The following is a 15,226-nucleotide window of genomic DNA, read 5'->3' as shown; positions in this document are numbered from 1 at the left end:
TACATGAACGTGTTGAATGTGTCACAAGTTCGGGCGGCGTACCGAAAGAATACCGTGCTTGATGGTGTCACATTCTCCGTGAAGCCGGGTTCGCTGACCGGAATTGTAGGCCCAAACGGAGCCGGTAAGTCGACGCTAATTAAAACAGTTCTTGGCCTGCACCCGCGCCTGGCCGGAGAGGTCTCTTTTTTCGGGTCCGCGTTTGAGAAAGAAAAAAAGCGCGTCGGCTATGTGCCACAGCGGGGCTCCGTCGACTGGGATTTTCCTACAAATGCGCTAGACGTCGTGATGATGGGCTTGTACGGCAAAATCGGCTGGCTAAAATGGCCCACAAAGCGCCATGCGCAAAAAGCATACGAGGCCCTTGAAAAAGTCGGGATGACCGACTTTGCGAAGCGACAAATCAGCCAACTTTCCGGTGGCCAGCAGCAGCGCGTGTTCCTTGCACGCGCCCTTGTTCAAGAGGCTGACCTGTATTTTATGGATGAGCCGCTTGCGGGTGTGGATGCGGCAACCGAGCGTGCAATTATGGCGATTCTTGCGGAACTGAAAAACGAGGGGAAGACCGTGCTTGTGGTGCACCATGATTTGCAGACAGTTGCGGATTACTTTGACCATGTGCTGCTCTTAAATCGTCATGTGGTTGCTTACGGACCAACCGACGCGACCTTCACGGCAGAGAACATTGCCAGTGCCTACGGGGGAGCCGTTCGCTTCATGAAGGAGGGAGCGCACGATGTCCATTTTAGCGTCCGCTAACTTTCAGTGGGTGTTGGTCAGTGCGATTTTACTCGGCCTAGCGGCAGGAATGTTTGGCACGCTCGCTTACTGGCGCCAGCAAAGCTTAATGAGCGATGCGCTCTCTCATGCGGCCTTGCCTGGCGTGGTTATCGCTTTTATGATCCTAAACGAAAAAAACTTATTATATCTAATCATCGGTGCAGCCGTCAGTGCTCTTTTAGGTGCGGTTTTTATCCAAGTGATTAAAGCAAATAGCCGCATTAAGGAAGACGCGGCAATGGGCATTATTTTGTCCGTGTTCTTTGGGGCAGGCATCGTTCTGCTTACCATTGTCAACTCTTCAGGGGGTGGCAATCAAAGCGGCTTGGATAGCTTTATCTTTGGTCAGGCCGCAAGCATGGTCAGGCAGGATGTCTACATCATGTCCGCACTTGCTGGGCTGGTGATTTTCATGATTGCCATTGCTTTTAAAGAATGGAAACTCTTTCTGTTTGATCCTGACTTTGCAAAAGGTCTTGGGCTGCCAATGACGACGATGAACGCTCTCTATGTGTTCGGCCTTGTGCTGACGATTGTCATTGGCATTCAAGCGGTCGGGGTGATTTTAATGGCTGCTCTACTCATTATTCCAGCTGTAAGCGCGCGCTACTGGACGCACTCGTTTCGGTCGATGATGATGCTCTCAGCGGCTTTTGGTGGGATGTCTGGGGCGCTCGGAACTTTTTTTAGTGCGCAGGGAGCAAGCTGGCCAACGGGCCCATTCATTGTTCTCTCAGCAGCAGGGTTTTTCCTTGTCTCCCTTTTTATTGGCAAAGAAAAAGGACTGCTTATTGAATACGTGGAGTTTCGGCAGCAGAAAAAAGCAGGCGCTTCCCACGCTACCCCCATGAAAGAAGGTGATCGCTCGTGATTTCCTATGAAGGATGGATTCTGATCACGGGGGCGTTTGTAGGCATGACCTGCGGCATTGTTGGCGTCTACCTCATCTTGCGGCGCATGGCGATGATGGCCGATGCGATTAGTCACACGGTTCTTCTTGGGATTGTGCTTGCCTTTATGATCACGCACACGCTTGAAGGCGTGCATATGCTCATAGGCGCCACGCTTGTGGGGATTTTGACGACGTTTCTCGTCCAGTGGTTTCATTCCAAAGGCGTGCAACACGATGCCTCGATTGGCGTTGTGTTTACCACGCTGTTTGCGGTGGGTGTCATTCTCATCGCCACACAAGTCGGCAATGCCCATCTTGATGTGAAGCACGCGCTGATGGGGGAAATTGCCTTTATCCCTTGGAATACAACCGAGGTTTTCGGGATAGGCATTCCGGTGGCTACGTTGATGCTGTTCCTTGTCTTCACCGTTGTAACCTTCTGCGTTCTTGCTTTTTATAAGGAGTGGAAAATTACCGCCTTCGATCCAGCACTTGCAGCAAGCATCGGATTGCCCGTCGCTTTTTTGCACTATCTGTTCATGACACTTGTCTCGATCACGACGGTGGCTTCCTTTGATGCGGTCGGAGCGATTATGGTCGTAGCGATGTTAATCACTCCAGCGGCAGCCGCCTATTTATGGACAGATCGGCTCTCGGTCATGCTTTTTTTAAGTGCCTTCTTTGGGATTTTTTCCGCGGTCGCTGGGTATTATTTTGCCGTTTGGATCGATAGCTCCATTTCCGGCTCCATGGCCCTGATGACCGGGGCGGTGTTCCTGTTCAGCTTTCTCCTCTCCCCTACGCATGGCCTTCTCTCGCGCTGGGTTCGGCCGAGGGAGGCGGCTAGTTAAACGATAAGAAGCACATGAGAAACTCTCTTCTCATGTGCTTCGTTTTTTCTCTGAACGTGTTAGAGGACCTCCGTTTCCTGCAAGCTCCGGAGCTCTCTAGAAAGTGCAGCGAAACGTTCGTGATCCCGGTCGTCCAACGCTTTGTCAATCGCTGCTTTCAGACGGTCGACTTTGTTGGTTTTTGAGATGTGATGGAGAAGATCCTTCGTCTCGGCTTCGAATGCTTCAAACCGCTTGTAATGCTGAAACGACTGGCGAATCGGACGATCAATGAGCTGTTGATAGTGGTGATTGAGTTCTTTTCCATAAAAGTGAACAATCATGTAAAAGGGGGTGGACGGATGGTTCATTAAGTCATCCATCGCCCGAGCTACATCCTCTGTCCTTCTGCGGCCATCTGTGTAAAGGAAGCCTTGTTTATCCGATTGTGTACTGGCAATGACGATGGTACGAGTACCCGGGGGGATGGATTCCGTAAAATGAATGTGTTGGAGCAGATGGGGGTGGGCTTGGATATAGGCCAACAGTGAACGCACTTCTCTATGCTTGAAGCGGTGATGTCGCATGAACCAAGCAATGAACTGCTTTTTTTGCATTTCCTTCACGAATGTTCCCTCCATTTCTTGCACCCTTGCCCTCTTGTCTCTCTCTTTAGTATAACGCATGAAGGAGAACCGGCAACCTTAAACGCAAAAAACCGTCCTCGCAGATGGAGGACGGTCGATCTATTTGCAATTACAACGTAAAGCCTTCTGTCTGGTTTCTCACAACCACAAGCACTTTCCCTTGGTCTAGCTTTTCCTCAAGCTGCTGCGCTTCGTCCGCATCAAAGCCTAGTTCTTCAAACTGAGCGCGAAGCTCGTCGCCTTTTTTGCGGAACATGTTCTTGATGGATGTCCCGAGCCCGGTTTCTTGTGCGGAGACGGTATTCGCATCGGCGTTATCCGCCACTCGCTCGGTACGTTCATCATCATGGGTGATCACATAGATGTCATCCTCGGAAATGTTTTGGACTTTCAATGCATTCACCGTTTCAACGACTTTTTCATCATTCAACAATTCTTTGTATACTGGTTTCATTCGTATCGCCTCCTTAGTTACAAGGGATACCCGGACGAAAAAAACGTAAAACATCTCTTTAAAAAATGGACTGAAGCTAGGCTATCGGGCGCTCCTGTTGCTTCAACCATCTTCCCTCAAAAACAAACGTGCCGAACGGGAGGACGGAGGCGACACTACCGAAAACGGTCGTCTTAAGCGACCACTTACGACCAAAGAAAAAGCCAGCCACAAAGAGCATGTAGGCGATGAAAAGAACGCCATGGGCCATCCCGACAATCGATACAGCTTCAGGAACATTCATCATATACTTCATCGGCATCGCCACAAAAAGCAGCAAAAGCAACGAAGCGCCTTCTAGATAACTGATCAGTTTAAACATCGTTTCCCGCCTTTCTTCTCCCTTAGTATATCAGTCCCTCCTGCCCGCTATGCTGAACGTTTTGTGAACGGGTGTTTAATAGAAAAGACGTAAGGGAAGTCCATTCCATAGAAGATATACAAGAAAGGGGAACTTGGAATGAATCCACATACGCTTTACATTAACGGACAATTCATCACGTCGGCATCAACAGAAACCATCGATGTCATCAACCCGGCGACAGAAGAAGTCATTTCCCAAATCGTCGATGCCACGGAGGAAGAAACGAATCAAGCGATTGAAGCGGCGGCACGAGGGCAGAAAGAATGGGAAAAGGTGCCGCAGGTGGAGCGCGGGCGTGTGGTTCGCGCCATCGCGGATGCGATCAACGCAGACAAGGAACGCTTTGCGACGATGCTTAGCGAGGAACAAGGCAAGCCGCTAGAAGAAGCAAGAGGCGAACTGGAAAATGCGATTCAACTTTTCTATTATATGTCCGAATGGAACCGAAAAATCGGCGGGGAGATCGTGCCGAGTGATAACCCGAACGAGCAGCTGTTGATTCAGCGCAAGCCAATAGGCGTAGTTACAGGAATCGTGCCTTGGAACTACCCGGTGTTCATCTTTGCTCGTAAAGTAGCGACGGCTCTGATCACCGGGTGTTCTGTGGTCATTAAACCTTCTCAGCAGACGCCGAATACGGCTGTAGCGCTTAGCGAGATTTTACATGATAGTGAGCTCCCAAAAGGAGTCTTTAATCTAGTGACAGGCAAAGGCTCAACGGTCGGTAACAGACTGGCCAAGCATCCAAAGGTCGCGATGGTCAGCATGACAGGCAGCGTTGGCGCCGGGACACAGGTCATGCAGGCAGCGGCCGAGAGCATCGTGAAGGTGAATCTCGAGCTTGGCGGAAAAGCGCCAGCGATTGTGAGCAAACATGCGGATCTTGACCTAGCCGTTGAAAATATTAAACTCTCCCGTCTGGAAAACGCGGGGCAAGCGTGCATTTGTGCAGAACGTCTCTACGTTCACGAAGATGTAGCGGATGAGCTTAACGATAAGCTCAAAAACGCGTTTGACGATACGAAACTAGGTTATTCCATTCAAGAAGAAGGTGTGGACATGGGGCCCCTTTCCAGCTCGGAACACCTTGATCAAGTCGCCGATGTGGTCGAGGCCGCAAAAGAACAAGGCGCTAAAGTGCTCGCGGGTGGCAAGCGGGGCAGCCAGGACAAAGGCTATTACTATGAACCCACCATTCTCACAAATGTGGAACACGATATGGAGATCATGAAGGAGGAAATTTTCGGTCCTGTTCTTCCAATCACGACATTCACGACCTTAGAAGAAGCGATTGACCTTGCCAATGACTCCATTTATGGCCTGTCCTCGTCGCTTTACTCCGATAACTACAACGAAGTGATGCAAGTTGCTCGTGACTTGCACTACGGAGAGACGTACGTGAATCGCGAGAACGGGGAAGCGATACAGGGCTATCATGCCGGCATGCGACAATCAGGCATTGGCGGCACGGACGGAAAGAACGGCATTGATGATTTCCTCTCCACGCAAGTAATGTATTTGCAGTTTAAAGAGCAGAATTAAAGGTCGAAGAACCCCCTAAAGTGGATGTCGCAACTCGTAGGACTTGCGCTCTATTTTAGGGCGGCTATTTTGGTATGTTTTATGAAATGCCGTATCGAAAAATATGTATCAATTTTCGGTGTTTAATATATATTGTATATACAAGGCAGAGCAAGGCCATTAACGATCAAAGGACAAGCCCCAGATGAAGTAACAGAAACATGTGTTAGGCGAATTCAGACTTTTTTATTTGTATAGAGGGGTGGGTCATCATTAGGAAGGAGTGGAGTTGAATCATGAAGGGCCAGCGCTTAGGGGTTATTCTCTTGTGTCTCCCCTACGGATTCATAGCCATGTCTGAGGAATATATCTATGGCTCTCTTTTTGCTTATGGGGTGTGGCTGTTTGCGTTCCTTATTGGAGGATGGTTGATCGCGAAAGTCAAAGGTATGTTATATATGCTGGTTCCTTTTGGGGTGTCGTACTTAGTTTCCAGGCTCCTTTTGTTTCTATTCGCCGGGGACTGGGGCTATTATTTTGTGCCGTTAGGAGTAAGTGGAACATTGGTTTTCATGACATGTCTTTCGCTATTGCCATTAGGAATAGGTGCATTAATAGGAAGAGCGAAAAAGCATTAGAGAGATGAAAAGGGACTAATGGCACCATGTTCTGCTTGAGCACCTCGCCCTCAGCCCACAGTGCGGGTTCGCTTCTACCGAAGAAGGAAATCTCTTGAGTGAGGAACAACAATGGGCCAAACTGGCTTATGTTAAAGAGGTCGCTAGCGAAGTGTGGGACGACGAATAATAAAAAACCAGCGCCGCGCTGGTTTTTTCTGTGTGGAGAACGGAAAAGGGGGAGTATATATTAGGACACCCAAAAATACTCGAGCTAATCGGAAAAAAAGTGCATGGGTCAAAAGGGTACCATGTTTTATATATTTATAATCGGTTATGGGTGTTTAAGAGCTCAAGAGAGAGGAGAGACAGCAGTGAAAAAATTGTACACCCCCATAATGTTGGCAATTATTGGCGGATTTTTGACGTTTGTCTCGATGAACGAACTACACGGCTTGGTCATTACTAACACACTGTTAGGTGCAATACTTGGCTATGCGATTAATCATGGAAATTCACTGGATTAGTTCTATCCGCTATGGCATTGATTATAACTGTCCTTTGGCCTTGTCAACACTTTTCCAGCCCTATTCGCTGTAATGAAACGATGCACGAACCTCCGCCACACTCATAGAGACTTCTTCTGACAAACATAGATCATTTGCTTGCTCCCCTCTGCAAGTGGCGCCTTGTCCCAATTCCCATAAACATGAAGAATCTTGAATCCATTGCCCACTCGAAAATAAGGGGGAGATCCTCCGAATAGTGGTCATTCATAGCATCATAGCGTTTCGCGTTTTCGTATTTTTCTAAGTTAGAATGCATAGGTTCTCCTTTCGTGCGACGCGAAAGCCGCATCCTCTCTATGTTATAATGGCGCATAAGAGGTGAGACGATGACAAGCGATGAGGTTGTACTACCCGTCGACATGAAAGCAGCGAAAAAGTTGCGTGACGGCTATCCCCTTTTACATAAAGAACTTTTTGATCCAAGCCGCCATCTCTTGAAGGAGGGCACGCTCCTTCGGCTTGAAGATGAGCGCGGCCGTTTTATCGCGCGCGGTTATTTCGGCAAGCAGAATAAAGGCTTAGGCTGGGTGCTAACGCAAGAAGAGGCGGAACCGATTAATTTGGCGTTTTTTACAGGTAAGCTAAAAGCCGCTCTTGCACGCCGTTCTGACCTTTATCGTAGCACACATACGACCGCTTTTCGCGTGTTTAACGGCGAGGGCGACGGGATTGGCGGGCTGACCATCGATTACTATGACGGCTTTTATGTGTTGACCTGGTACAGCGAAGGCATTTATTCTTTCCGCGGTCCAATTATAGAAGCGTTGACGAATGTCGCCTCATATCAAGGCATCTATCAAAAGAAAAGGTTTGCCACGGACGGGAAGTATGTGGATGATAAGGACTTTGTCTGTGGGCAAGAGGGGGAGTTTCCCCTCTACGTGAAGGAAAACGAGATGCTGTTTGCTGTGTACCTAGATGATGGCCCGATGACGGGGATTTTCCTCGATCAGCGCGACGTGCGGAAGCAAATTAGAGATAAATACGCTAGAGATAAACGCGTACTTAACACGTTTTCTTATACGGGCGCTTTTTCTGTCGCAGCCGCACTTGGTGGGGCAAAACAGACCACGAGCGTTGATCTTGCCAATCGCAGTCAGCCACGGACGGAGGAGCAGTTTCTCATTAATGACATTCAAGTCGAAGACGAGCGAATTGTCGTGATGGATGTGTTCCGCTATTTTGCTTACGCGCGGAAGAAGGAGCTGAGGTATGACCTCGTAATTCTTGACCCACCAAGCTTTGCCCGCTCCAAGAAGCGAACGTTTACGGCGGCAAAAGACTACACGAATTTACTACGAGATGCGATTTCTGTAACAGCAAAACATGGCGTGATTGTGGCCTCCACGAATGCAAGCACATTTGATAGGAAGAAATTCAAACGTTTTGTGGCAGAGGCCTTTAAGGCGGAAAAATGCAGTTATACCATTCGGGAAGAGTACGGCTTGCCGGAGGATTTTAAAACCTCCTCCAGCTACCCAGAAGGAAACTATTTAAAAGTTTTATTTATCGAGCGAACGTAATCGTTTCACGTGGAACATGTTGTCGAAAGGAGTGTTGTTATGACAAAAACAGTGGTACTAGCAGAGAAGCCTTCCGTGGGCAGGGACCTCGCCCGCGTGCTGAAATGCCAGCAGAAGGGCAACGGCTTTTTTGAAGGAAAGTCGCATATTGTCACATGGGGGCTCGGGCATCTTGTCACTCATGCCGACCCGGAGCACTACGGCGAGCATTATAAAACGTGGAAGCTGGAGGAACTGCCGATGCTTCCGAAACGTTTGGATCTCGTTGTGATCAAGCAAACGTCGAAGCAGTTCCATACGGTGAAAAAGCAGCTGCATCGCGGTGATGTCAAAGATGTCGTCATTGCGACCGATGCTGGGCGAGAGGGGGAGCTTGTTGCCCGCTGGATTTTAGCGAAAGCGAATGTGAAAAAGCCGGTGAAGAGGCTGTGGATCTCCTCAGTAACCGACAAGGCGATTCGCGATGGCTTTAACAAACTTAAGGACGGCAAGGCGTATGAGAATTTGTCTGCCGCAGCGGAAGCGCGCGCCGAAGCCGACTGGTATGTGGGCATCAACGGGACGCGCGCGCTCACGACCAAACATAACGCCCAGCTTTCCTGCGGGCGTGTCCAGACCCCAACGCTCGCAATGATTGCCTCCAGGGAAGATGATGTTCAAACATTTGTTCCGAAGCCGTTTGAAACGATTCGGGCCAACGCAGAGGGTGGTGTGACCTTCCGCTGGGTTGACGGAAAGTCTGGGGATGAGCGGATATTTGATGCGGATCGAACAGAGGCGTTAAAAAAGAAGCTAAAGGGCGCGACGCTTAGCATTACGTCCGTGCAGGCGAAAAGCAAACGTACGCCGCCGCCAAAGCTGTATGACTTAACCGAGCTGCAGCGCGAGGCGAACAAACGCTACGGCTATTCAGCCAAAGAAACGCTCGGTTCACTTCAACGGCTGTATGAACAGCATAAGGCGGTTACCTATCCGCGAACCGATTCGCGCTACCTCTCCTCTGATTTAGTGGAGACGCTAAATGAGCGCTTGAAGGCGTGTGACGTGCAGCCATTTCGCAAAACGGTAGCCGGAGCAAGGAAACAGCCGCTCACTCAAGCGAAAAAGCATATGGTCAACGACAAGGAAGTCTCCGATCACCACGCCCTGATTCCAACCGAACAAGCACCGGTGCCGAGTGCGATGAGCGACAAAGAATTTAAGCTCTATCAATTAATCGTGCGCCGTTTCCTGGCCAATTTCTTTCCGGCAAGCGTCGCTGAGCTGACGACGGTGCAAGCGGAGGCAAACGGTGAGCTCTTCCGGGCCAAGGGAGAGCGTCCGGTAACGACGGGATGGCGTGAGCAGGCGCTTGAGGAAGCCGGAGAAGAAGCCGAGGCCACACTTCCTGCGTTTTCCGAAGGGGAGACGAAAAAAATCACCAAGTTGGATAGTAGCCGCGGAGAGACCAGCCCTCCGCCGCGCTTCAACGAAGCAACGCTGCTGTCAGCGATGGAGAAGCCGGCGCAGTATATGAGCGAGAAAGATGAAAAGCTCGCCAAAACACTTGGCAAAGCTGGTGGAATTGGCACCGTGGCTACACGCGCCGACATTATTGAAAAGCTCTTTTCCTCGTTTTTAATCGAAAAAAAGGGCAAGGATCTTTTTGTGACATCCAAAGGCCGTCAGTTGCTTGATCTTGTCCCGTCTGAGTTGAAATCTCCCGCGCTGACTGCTGAGTGGGAGCAAAGGCTTGAAGCCATTGCAAACGGAAAGCAGAAGAAGACAGCGTTTATTGAAGAGATGAAGCAATACGCGGGAACGGTCGTCCGTGAGATCAAAAATGGCACGAAGACATTCCGCCACGACAACAAGACCGGCGAGAAATGCCCGGAATGCAGCAAATTTCTTTTGGAAGTGAACGGCAAGAAGGGCAAGATGCGTGTCTGCCAGGATCGGGAGTGCGGCTACCGCAAAAACATCGCGATGGTCACCAACGCTCGCTGTCCGAAATGCAAGAAGAAGCTTGAGCTGCGTGGCGAGGGCGAGGGGCAAGTGTTTGCTTGTGTTTGTGGCCACCGCGAGAAGAAATCGCAGTTTGAGGTGCGGCAGAAGCAGAACAAAAATAAGAACGTCTCGAAGCGTGAAGTCCAGAACTATATGAAGAAGCAGCACAAGGAGGAGGACTTTGCGAATTCTGCGCTTGCGGATCAGTTGGCGAAGCTGAAGTTGAAGCAGGAGGAGTAAGTGACTCGATGAAAAAGACAGCTTGTGAGAGGTGGTTCTCGCAAGCTGTTTTTCGTTCGATTGAGGGAGGATCGTTTGTCAAATTTGAGAAGGGCCCGGTGACGTAGGCATGGGCACAGCTGCTTGAGAGGAAGCAGGAGGTGTCATTTTTAAGCAATGCTACTGCATGGGAAAGACTCCCTGCCTTCTAAAAGAGCGGGTGTTGTTATGTATAATTTTGTTGGAGCAGTGACGAAAAAAGCCGGGGAATTGTTCTTAGCAGTTAGGTAGTAGGGATGTGCGTGAAATCAATCAAACCCAAATAGAAAAAACCCGAACGAGGGGAGACCTCTGGGTTCGGGTTTTCGTTTCACCTTCGCTTACGACTTCTGCGAAAAGTTTTCAATCAAATCTTTCACATCAATTCCGGAAGACGCTTTGAGCGATTCTTGTAGGGAGGACATCAGGTCAGTGGCATAGCCAGTGACCTTGTTGGCACCGCCGCCCTCGCCGCTTGAGCCTGTGTCCACAACGGTGATTGTATCAATGTTGGACAGTGGGGCAGCGACTTCTTTCGCATATTCAGGGAGCATCTCGAGAATCATGTTGAGCATTGCTGCCTCGCCGTACTTCTCGAAGGCTTCGGCAATTTTCTCTTTCGCCTCGGCTTCAGCGAGACCTTTGAGGCGGATTACTTCGGCTTCCGATTCCCCGCGCGCACGGACCGCTTCCGCTTCAGCAAGACCGTCAATACGGACTTTCTCAGCATCAGCTTTCGCCAGCGCTTCGATACGGTATTGTTCAGCGTCCGCTTCGGCCAGCTGTCTTTGCTTCTGGGCAGCGGCTGCTTGCTCAACAGAGTAGCGATCGGCATCGGCTTTCTTTTTCACTTCAGCATCGTATTGACGCTCACGACGTACAATCTCTTTCTCTTCAAGCTCAATTTGCTTTTGACGCTCGATGATTTGTACTTGCATTTGCTGCTCGGTGACTTCTTGTTTCGAGCGTGCTTCTTGGAGGTGATAAGACTGGTCGGCACGAGCTTTGGCCTGCTCTTGCTCGCTACGATATTCGGCGACTTTAAGCTGATTGGACTTCTCGGATTCGGCCACTTCGGTGGAACGCCCAAGTTCAGCACGTTTTGCTTGCGTGTGCGCGTCCGCTTGGCGAATGCGTGTTTCTTTTTCGGCATCGGCTGTCGCAATGTCGGCATCTCGTTTTACTTGAGCAATTCTCGGTTTCCCAAGGGATTCTAAGTATCCATTTTGGTCGCGTATATCTCTTATGGTAAATGATACGATAACAAGTCCCATTTTCGCGAGGTCCTGGGAGGCGACTTTTTGCACTTCCTGAGAAAAGCGCTCGCGGTTTTTGTAAATTTCCTCAACGGTCATCGAACCAAGGATGGAACGCAAGTGGCCTTCGAGGACTTCCTTCGCTTCTTGTTCGCGGTCATCGCGAGTTTTGCCAAGAAACTGTTCGGCTGCGGTGGCAATTTCTCCGATGGAGCCACCGATTTTAATGATCGCTGTTCCGTCGGCGATCACCGGCACCCCTTGTTCCGTGTACACTTCCGGTGTCTGTACATCAAGTTTGCTAGATAAGAGACTGAGAGGTTTGGCTTGCTGGAACACGGGCATCACAAAGGTTCCGCCCCCACGGACAATTTTGATCCGGTTTCCACTTTCGTCCATATTGACATTTTTTCCGCCTAAGTAACTACCCGTAACAATGAGTGCTTCATCCGGACCAGCGGTGCGATAGCGCGAAACGAACACACCGACGAGTGCGAGTACAATCGCAACCACGACGCCAATCACAATTAACAGTTCCATTTGCATCTCGATCTTCCTCCTTCATCAAATCAATTCTTCCCCAAGAAAGGTATCCTTTGCGGCCACATACGCCACGCCTTGCTTGACTTCAATCACCAGTACGTTTGTGCCTGCTGCGATCGGCTCCCCTTCAAAGCTGGCCGCCGTCTTGGCAATCGTGCCGCTATCCTCTCGCAAGACCACTTCGCCAAATCCATCCTTTGGAATCGATAGAATCACTTCTCCGCGCCGTCCCTGCAAGTCTTCATCGCTGTACGTATTGGATTCCTCTGCGTTCGCCAGTGGTGTCAAAACAAAGACGTGTAGAACGGATACGAGGGCAAGGGAAAGCAGAGCGGATATGCCGACGATCACAAAGCTGTTCATCGACGAGAACCGTTCAAGCAAGTACCCTCCTGCACTTAGAAAGGTAATAAAGGACAGAATTAACGTCGGCGAAAGCCACCCTTCGAATATATCAAATATTCCGTCGAGAACGTCAGCGAGAAGCACGTAGATGAGCGTCAGGCCGCCGCCCACAAGCAAGCTGATTAAGTACAGTTGATCAAGCTCCATTTGCGATGCGCCTCCTTTCTTGAGTCGTTTCACTGTCTTCTACGTTGCTTGCGCCCAAAAAGTTGCAGCCTTTTTTATGGTATCATCTTTTTGTTGGGAAGAGTTGGGATGAAATGATTTTTTTCAGGAGATTGTCAGGAGCCGGAATGCCGAGAGAGCACCGTGGAATGCCGAGAGAGGGCCGGAACGCCGGAGAGAGGGACTCGGAACGTCGAGAGAGGGGCTCGGAACGCCGAGAGAGGGCCGTGGAACGCCGAGAGAGGGGATCGGAATGCCAAGAGAGAGGCGTGGAACGCCGAGAGAAGGGCTCGGAACGTCGAGAGAAGGGCTCGGAACGTCGAGAGAGAGGCTCGGAACGCCGAGAGAAGGGCTCGGAACGCCGAGAGAAGGGCTCGGAACGCCGAGAAAAAGCCCTGGATCTGGGTCATCCTCTCTCAAGAAAAAAGAGAGCAGCCCGATCCTTTGGGCTGCTCTATTCTTTGTCTAGCCCCGGCGGGTAAGAGCTCGGGATTTTTCAGTCCTGTACCGAAATCCAAGACCGGGATTTCTAGTCCAGGCCTTCCAAAATCCGCGCTTCTAAGCGACCCGCCTGCGCTTTTCGGATTGTCTAGCTCCGGCGCCCACTCGCTCGAGGTTTCTTCACGCCGTCAGATCAAGCCGAAACCAGACTTGATACTGCCGTCGCTCCAGAACTTGTCGCTCGTGAGCAGGGCGCCTCCGCATTTCGGTCTTCACTTCAATGTCTTCAGCGGCTTTTTCGCTGGTCCTTCTATGACCTCGCCCTTATAGGAAAAACGTGAGCCATGACATGGGCAGTCCCAGGTGGAGTCGCCGTGGTTCCAGTTCACCTCACAGCCCATATGGGTACACGTGGTATCCACGAGATGAAGATCACCGCTATCATCGCGGAACGCACCGGCACGTTTTCCATTGTGTTTGATTACGGTGCCTTGTCCGGGGGAGAGTTCATCTACCTGCTCAGCGACGTGTTCGAGTTTGCCGCTAATCAAATGTTTGGCGACATTCATGTTTTCGTTCAAGAAGTGGCGAATGCTAGGGTCCGTATGGAACCGCATCGGCTTGAACAAGTCGCTGTAGAGGCTGTTGCCATCGACAATGAGGTCTGTTAATAGCTGCGCCGCCATTGTGCCGCCGGTCATCCCCCATTTTCTGTAGCCTGTAGCCACGTACACATGGGACTGCATACTGGAAAGCTGGCCGACGTACGGGATATCATCAAGCGTAATTAAATCTTGAGCCGTCCATTCTTGCTCCGTTTTAAAGTTGGAGAACGTCGTATCTGCAAACTGATGCAAGGCGTCGTAGTGTTTTCTCGCGTCCATCCCTTGCCCGGCTTTGTGACTTTCACCATTAATAACGAGGTGGGTCTCTCCATTTATCGTTGCGCTTCGCACAGAGCGTGGCTGGCGCTCGATGCTCAAGTACATGCCACCTGGCCAAGAATCAGGTGACGTGCCAGAGATCACATAAGAACGGTCCGCACGCAGGCGTGACATGTACAAGCCACCGCCATCGACAAATGGAAAGTGGGTAGCAGAAACAATGGCAGAAGCACTAATCCGAGCGCCATTTTTGGCGACAACGGCAGGGGTGTTGCCATGCTCGACTCGTTCACAGACGGTTTGTTCATAAATTTGCGCGCCCTGTTGGGTCATTTTTTTACAAAGGTGGGCGAGATACTGTAGCGGGTGGAATTGAGCTTGTCCCGGAAGCTTGAGTCCTGCTCGAATTGTGATATTAATCGGAAGGCTCGTAACCCACTCTCCAGGAATGTCTAGCTGTTGGTACGCCTCGTACTCGCGCTCCAAGCGGTGTTCGCTGTGATGCGAAGTGGCGTACAAATAATTGTCTTCATCAGAAAAATCGCACTCAATGCCTTCTTTCTTGACGGTGTCGCGGATGAACGTGAGCGCTGCATCTTGTGCCTTGAAATACTGTTTGGCCTTCTCTTGCCCAAGGTGGGAGAGGAGCTCATGGTAGATGGGGCCGTGCTGGGCTGTGATTTTTGCTGTTGTGTGGCCAGTGGTTCCGTTGCAGATTCGATCTGCTTCAATAATAGCAACCTTTTTGCCGGCCTGAGTGAGCAAATACGCCGTCGTGATGCCTGTAATCCCGCCACCAACGATCGCGACATCAACATGAATGTCTTTTTGCAAAGGCTCGTAGGTCGGAAGGTTGGAAGATGTTTGCCAGATGGATGTTAAGTTAGCGTGTGAATCTGTCATTGAAAGGCCTCCGTTTCTTACGTTCTGTTCTTAGGATGGACAATGTGTCTAGTAATTATGAGCGGGGCGGATATTGTTCGAAGTTTTGCCATTTGCAACACTGAAGATTCTGTACTACTCTTAACTAGATGTTTGCATGCGGAGAACAT

General features: G+C 50.3%; 14 protein-coding genes and 1 pseudogene. 9 read left to right on the top strand and 6 right to left on the bottom strand.

Translation table 11 applies throughout. The annotated features are described in order from the left end of the window. Positions 1 to 3 precede the first annotated feature (3 nt). From AVZ68_RS09100 to AVZ68_RS09090, 3 genes are read left to right on the top strand one after another with little or no spacing between them, the layout of a single operon-like run. Positions 4 to 759 carry a metal ABC transporter ATP-binding protein gene (locus AVZ68_RS09100; RefSeq protein WP_059104225.1) on the top strand — a complete coding sequence of 252 codons (756 nt, stop codon included), beginning with the start codon at positions 4 to 6 and terminating at the stop codon, positions 757 to 759. Continuing rightward, positions 737 to 1,651, top strand: a complete 915-nt coding sequence (locus AVZ68_RS09095; protein ID WP_059104224.1) for a metal ABC transporter permease — start codon at positions 737 to 739, stop codon at positions 1,649 to 1,651. The genes AVZ68_RS09100 and AVZ68_RS09095 overlap by 23 nt, the downstream gene beginning before the upstream one ends. Next, positions 1,651 to 2,523 carry a metal ABC transporter permease gene (locus AVZ68_RS09090; protein WP_059104252.1) on the top strand — a complete coding sequence of 291 codons (873 nt, stop codon included), beginning with the start codon at positions 1,651 to 1,653 and terminating at the stop codon, positions 2,521 to 2,523. The genes AVZ68_RS09095 and AVZ68_RS09090 overlap by 1 nt, the downstream gene beginning before the upstream one ends. A gap of 59 nt (positions 2,524 to 2,582) precedes the next feature. Here the strand turns inward: AVZ68_RS09090 and AVZ68_RS09085 are convergent, their stop codons facing one another. The 3 genes from AVZ68_RS09085 to AVZ68_RS09075 form a co-directional block, all read right to left on the bottom strand. Then, positions 2,583 to 3,119: a YpiB family protein gene (locus AVZ68_RS09085; RefSeq protein ID WP_245628097.1), complete on the bottom strand. Its 537-nt coding sequence runs from the start codon at positions 3,117 to 3,119 to the stop codon at positions 2,583 to 2,585. 139 nt (positions 3,120 to 3,258) lie between these two features. Next, positions 3,259 to 3,603: a YflT domain-containing protein gene (locus tag AVZ68_RS09080; RefSeq protein ID WP_059104222.1), complete on the bottom strand. Its 345-nt coding sequence runs from the start codon at positions 3,601 to 3,603 to the stop codon at positions 3,259 to 3,261. 76 nt (positions 3,604 to 3,679) lie between these two features. Continuing rightward, positions 3,680 to 3,964 (bottom strand): DUF3817 domain-containing protein, encoded by a 285-nt coding sequence (locus AVZ68_RS09075; protein ID WP_059104221.1) that lies wholly within the window; start codon positions 3,962 to 3,964, stop codon positions 3,680 to 3,682. A 138-nt stretch (positions 3,965 to 4,102) separates the two neighbouring features. Here AVZ68_RS09075 and aldA point away from each other — a divergent pair, with 138 nt between their 5' ends. From aldA to AVZ68_RS09050, 6 genes and pseudogenes are all read left to right on the top strand, one after another. Beyond that, the gene (gene aldA, locus AVZ68_RS09070) at positions 4,103 to 5,548 is read left to right on the top strand and encodes an aldehyde dehydrogenase (protein WP_059104220.1); all 1,446 of its coding nucleotides are present in this window, start codon (positions 4,103 to 4,105) and stop codon (positions 5,546 to 5,548) included. A 275-nt stretch (positions 5,549 to 5,823) separates the two neighbouring features. Beyond that, on the top strand, positions 5,824 to 6,165 hold the full coding sequence (locus AVZ68_RS09065) for a hypothetical protein (protein WP_059104219.1): 342 nt from the start codon (positions 5,824 to 5,826) through the stop codon (positions 6,163 to 6,165). Positions 6,166 to 6,199: 34 nt separating this feature from the next. Continuing rightward, a pseudogene (locus tag AVZ68_RS20695) lies at positions 6,200 to 6,334 on the top strand (5-methyltetrahydropteroyltriglutamate--homocysteine methyltransferase); the annotation flags it as partial. A gap of 184 nt (positions 6,335 to 6,518) precedes the next feature. Further along, positions 6,519 to 6,671, top strand: coding sequence for a hypothetical protein (locus AVZ68_RS09060; protein WP_157404614.1), 153 nt, complete (start codon positions 6,519 to 6,521; stop codon positions 6,669 to 6,671). Positions 6,672 to 7,039: 368 nt separating this feature from the next. Next, positions 7,040 to 8,236: a class I SAM-dependent rRNA methyltransferase gene (locus tag AVZ68_RS09055; protein WP_059104217.1), complete on the top strand. Its 1,197-nt coding sequence runs from the start codon at positions 7,040 to 7,042 to the stop codon at positions 8,234 to 8,236. 39 nt (positions 8,237 to 8,275) lie between these two features. Continuing rightward, entirely contained in the window at positions 8,276 to 10,462 is a 2,187-nt protein-coding gene (locus AVZ68_RS09050; protein ID WP_059104216.1) for a DNA topoisomerase III, read from the top strand. 359 nt (positions 10,463 to 10,821) lie between these two features. Here the strand turns inward: AVZ68_RS09050 and floT are convergent, their stop codons facing one another. The 3 genes from floT to AVZ68_RS09030 form a co-directional block, all read right to left on the bottom strand. After that, entirely contained in the window at positions 10,822 to 12,282 is a 1,461-nt protein-coding gene (gene floT / locus AVZ68_RS09045) for a flotillin lipid rafts scaffold protein FloT (RefSeq protein WP_059104215.1), read from the bottom strand. 18 nt (positions 12,283 to 12,300) lie between these two features. Next, positions 12,301 to 12,831, bottom strand: a complete 531-nt coding sequence (locus AVZ68_RS09040) for an NfeD family membrane protein (RefSeq protein WP_059104214.1) — start codon at positions 12,829 to 12,831, stop codon at positions 12,301 to 12,303. A gap of 731 nt (positions 12,832 to 13,562) precedes the next feature. Further along, a complete protein-coding gene (locus AVZ68_RS09030; RefSeq protein WP_059104212.1) occupies positions 13,563 to 15,077 on the bottom strand; it encodes an FAD-dependent oxidoreductase in 1,515 nt (504 codons plus the stop codon). Between the last annotated feature and the right edge of the window lie 149 nt (positions 15,078 to 15,226).

Origin of the sequence: Shouchella shacheensis, assembly GCF_001484965.1 — a bacterium.
GTDB lineage: Bacteria > Bacillota > Bacilli > Bacillales > Bacillaceae_D > Shouchella > Shouchella shacheensis.
Note: the sequence above shows the minus strand (reverse complement) of the source record. Positions and strands in the feature narration are given on the sequence as shown.